This window comes from Microbacterium karelineae (genome assembly GCF_009745985.1).
GTDB lineage: Bacteria > Actinomycetota > Actinomycetes > Actinomycetales > Microbacteriaceae > Microbacterium > Microbacterium karelineae.
Map to the genome: position 1 here is coordinate 1 of NZ_WFIX01000090.1, position 4,417 is coordinate 4,417.

Here is a 4,417-nt window from a genome sequence, read left to right on the forward strand (position 1 = left end):
GCGATGTGGATCCGAAGATCGGCACGCTGGATGAGTTCGACGAGATGGTCGCCGCGCTGCACGCTGCGGGGATCCGCCTGATCGTCGACATCGTGCCGAATCACTCGTCGAACCGCCACGAGTGGTTCCAGGAGGCGCTTGCCTCGCCGAAGGGATCTGCCGCGCGCGACCGGTACATCTTCCGCGACGGGAAGGGCGAGAACGGCGAGCTGCCGCCCGCTGACTGGACGTCGATCTTCGGCGGACCGGCGTGGGAGCCCGTGGGTGACGGGCAGTGGTATCTGCACATCTTCGCCCCGGAGCAGCCCGACTTCAACTGGGACCACCCGGAGGTCCGTGAGGACTTTCTGACGACGCTGCGGTTCTGGTCGGATCGGGGAGTCGACGGGTTCCGCGTCGACGTCGCGCACAGCCTGACCAAGGATCTCAGCGAGCCGCTGCCGTCCGAGGCCGAGCTCGCGGCGCACCCGTGGGACGGCACGCACCCGATCTGGGACCGCGACGAGGTGCACGACATCTACGCCACGTGGCGCGAGGTGTTCGACGCGTACGATCCGCCGCGCACCGCCGTGGCCGAGGCGTCGGCGACGCCCCAGCGACGCGCACGCTACGCCAGCCCGGAGGGCCTCGGCCAGGCCTTCAACTTCGACCTGCTGCGGGCCGACTTCGATGCGGCGCAGTTCCGCGGCATCATCGACACGAACCTCCGGCTGGCCGCCGAGTCGGGTTCATCGACGACGTGGGTGTTCTCGAACCACGACCAGGTGCGGCACGCGACCAGGTACGGCCTGCCGCCCCTGAACGGACGCGACGCCAAGCAGGGCATGGAGTGGATCGGCGCCGGCGCGCCCGAGAGCGAGATCGATCGCGACCTCGGCCTGCGTCGCGCGCGGGCGGCGACCCTGCTCGAGCTCGCCCTCCCGGGCAGCACCTACCTGTATCAGGGTGAGGAGCTCGGCCTGCACGAGGTCGCCGACATCCCCGACGAGAAGCGCCAGGATCCGTCGTTCTTCCGGAACACGGACGGCTCCTCGAAGGAGGGCGTCGGCCGCGACGGCTGCCGCGTGCCGCTGCCGTGGACGGCGACCGGGCCGTCGTTCGGCTTCGGCACCGGCGGTGCGCACCTGCCGCAGCCCGCGTGGTTCGGGCCGGTGTCGGTGGAGGCGCAGGACGAGGATCCGTCGTCGACGCTGTCGCTGTACCGCGAGGCCCTGGCGCTGCGGCACGAGCTGCAGGCTGCGGAGGAGCTCGCGTGGCTCGATGAGCTCTGCGCGGGCGACGTGCTCGCGTTCCGCCGCCCCGGCGGGTGGGCCAACATGACGAACTTCGGCGATGAGCCCGTCCAGCTGCCCGCCGGCGAGGTGCTCCTGTCGAGCGCCCCGCTCGAGGGCGACCGGCTTCCGGGCGCCGCGACGGCATGGATCCGCATCGCAGGCTGATCGCCGCACCGCAGAACGCGCCGTCACCCGCTCGGGGTGACGGCGCGTTCTCCGTACGTGGGCGGTCAGACCCGGTGGCGCCGACGGACCAGCAGGAGCGCGAGTCCGAGGGCGGTGAGCAGGCCGCCCGCGGCGAGCGGGATCCACGGATCCGCCATGCCGGTCGCGGCGAGCGGCGGCTCCTCCTCGGCCGGCAGCTCGTCCTCGGCGTCGATCTCGACCGGGTTCGTCGGGAACTCCGGGGTGTCGGAGGACGACACCGACGCGATGTTCCCGAAGCTCTCGGTCACGGTCGTTCCGGGGGCGTGTTCCGGTGCGTCCGGCACGATCGCGAGGAAGCGGAACGTCGCCGTGTCGCCCGGTGCCAGCTCGTCGATCTCCACCGTGTAGGTGGCGGCGTCCTCGTCGAACGCGATGTCGCACTCGACATCGCATGCGGCGGATCCGCCGTCGGTCAGCCCGTCCACGAGCTCGTCGGTGATGACGATGTCGGTGCTCGGTGCGTCGCCGTCCGCGACGAGCGTGATGCGGAACTGCACCGTGTCGCCGAAGTCGACCTGTCCGTCCGACTCCTCCCAGCTGCCGCCCGACCTTTCGAAGACGGCCTTGGTGGCGGCGAGGTCGCCCTCGACGAGCTCGGCGTCGTCGCAGGCGACGTTGTTGCCCTCGACTCCTGCCGCTGCGGCGGTGTCCGCCGGGCATTCGGGGTCGGTCGGTGCGGGGTCGTCCGGGGTGTCGACGATCGCCGTGTTCGTGACGGACCCCGTCTCGGCATCGCCCGTGAACTGCACCGTGAGGACCAGTTCGACGCTCGCGCCGATCGTGAGCGCCGCGGGGTCGATCTCGCAGGTCACGACGGCGCCCTCCGCCGCGCAGCCGTCGGAGGCGCCGAGCAGCTCGAGCCCGGCAGGGAGCGTGTCGACGACCGTCACCGCCTCGCCGAGGTCTGCGTCGCGCTCGCCCACGTTCGTGACGGTCAGCGTGAAGTCGAACGGCGTCTCGCGATCGACGAGATCGACCGAGCTGGTCTTCTCGATCGCCAGGTCGAACGGCAGATCGTCGTTGACGATCTCACACGTGACGTCGGCGGCGAGGCCGATCGTGACGGTGGATCCATCGAGGGACCCGCCCTCGCAGATCCAGTCGCTCGCGGCGTAGCCGCCGACCGTCTGCTCCGACAGGTCGTAGGCGCCCGCGTCGACGACGACGTCGGTCACGTCGTCGGACCCGCTGATGCCCGTGACCGTCTCCGGTCCCTCAGCTGTGAGCGGGAAGTCTTCGACGGTCGCGTTCCCGCCGTCGTCGTTGATCACCGTCTTCACGAGGGTGAGCCGAGGCGCGATGTCGTCGTTGACGATCTCGCACATCGCCTCGTCCGCGAGGGCCAGGGTGAGCGTCGCGCCGTCGAGGGATCCGCCCTCACAGGTCCAGGCGCCCGCGTGGTATCCGTCGACCAGTTCCTCCGACAGCTCGTAGGATCCGGCCGAGACGGCGACGTCCGTCACCTCCGTGGCTCCGCTGATGCCGGTGACCGCGTCCGGGCCGTCGGCGGTCAGGGGGAAGTCGGCGACGGTCGCGGTGCCGCCGTTGTTGTTGCGGACGGTCTTCACGAGCGTGAGGCGCGGGGCGATGTCGTCGTTGGTGAGCACGCAGTAGGCGCTCTCGCCGTTCGCGAGGGCGATCGCGGCGTCGTCGACCTCCAGCTCGTCGATCATCTCGCTCGTCGCCCAGCAGGCGATCGAGACGAGCTCGTAGCCGTCCAGCTGCTCCTCGCCCAGGGCGTATGTGCCCTGCGGGACCTCGACGTCGGTGACGGCGTCGGATCCGCTCGGCCCGGTGATCGACACGGCGCCGTCGGCACTGAGGACGAAGTCCTCAGGAACGGCCGTGCCGCCGTGGTCGTTGATCACGTTCTTCACCAGGGTGAGGTGAGCCGGGTCGTCGTCGTTGAGGATCGTGCACGTCGCGTGCTGCGCGATGCCGAGGGTGAGCGTCTCTCCCTCGAGGGATCCGGCGGTGCAGCTCCAGCCCGCGCCGGTGTAGGCGGACGGGCCGTCCTCGGACAGGACGTAGTCGCCGGCCTCGACGACCTGCCCCGTCACCTCGGGCGTCCCGCTGACGCCGCTGATCGTGACCGGTCCCTCCGCCGTGAGGACGAAGTCCGAGGTCGTGGCCTGACCGCCGTGGTCGTTCGAGATCTCCTTCACCAGAGTCAGGGTCGGTGCGATGTCGTCGTTGACGATCTCGCACGTGACATCGGCGGCGAGGCCGAGAGCGACCGTGGAGCCGTCGAGCGCGCCGCCCGTGCAGCTCCAGTCGCCCGCCGCATACCCGGCGACCTCGACCTCGGAGAGGTCGTACGAGCCGGCGGGGACCACGACGTTCGTGACGTCGTCCGTGCCGCTGATGCCGGTGACGGTGGCGGGTCCCTCCGCCGTGAGCGGGAAGTCGTCCACCGTCGCGGTGCCGCCGTGGTCGTTCACGACCGTCTTGACGAGGGTCAGCGTCGGCGCGATGTCGTCGTTGACGATCTCGCAGACCGCGGACTGACCGTTCGCGATCGTGAGCGTCGATCCGTCGAGGGATCCGCCCTCGCAGACCCATGCGCTCGGCGTGTAGCCGGCCGCGACGTCCTCTGACAGCTCGTATGCGCCGGCATCGACCGGCACTTCCGTGACCTCGTCCGTGCCGCTGATGCCCGTGACGGTGTCCGGTCCCTCGGCCGTGAGCGGGAAGTCCGCCACGGTCGCGGTGCCGCCGTCGTCGTTGACGATGGTCTTCACGAGGGTGAGCAGCGCGGGGCGGTCGTCGTTGACGATCGTGCAGACGACGTCCGCGGCGAGCGCGAGCGAGACGACGGACCCGTCGAGCGCGCCGCCCGTGCAGCTCCAGTCGCCCGCCGCGTATCCGTCGAGCATGACCTCGGAGAGGTCGTAGTCGCCGGCGGGGACCGCGACGTCCGTGACGTCGTCTGTGCC

Annotated in this window: 2 protein-coding genes; one reads left to right on the forward strand and one right to left on the reverse strand. The window is 70.6% G+C overall.

Annotation, left to right across the window (positions count from 1 at the left end; translation table 11 throughout):
- A partial coding sequence (locus GB932_RS01015) for an alpha-amylase family glycosyl hydrolase (protein WP_156758919.1) occupies positions 1–1,439 on the forward strand: 1,439 nt, incomplete at its 5' end.
- Between the two features lie 65 nt (positions 1,440–1,504).
- On the opposite strand, the gene GB932_RS01020 is transcribed toward GB932_RS01015, so the two are convergent.
- Positions 1,505–4,417 (reverse strand): DUF11 domain-containing protein (locus tag GB932_RS01020; protein ID WP_156758920.1); only part of this gene is annotated, 2,913 nt, incomplete at its 5' end.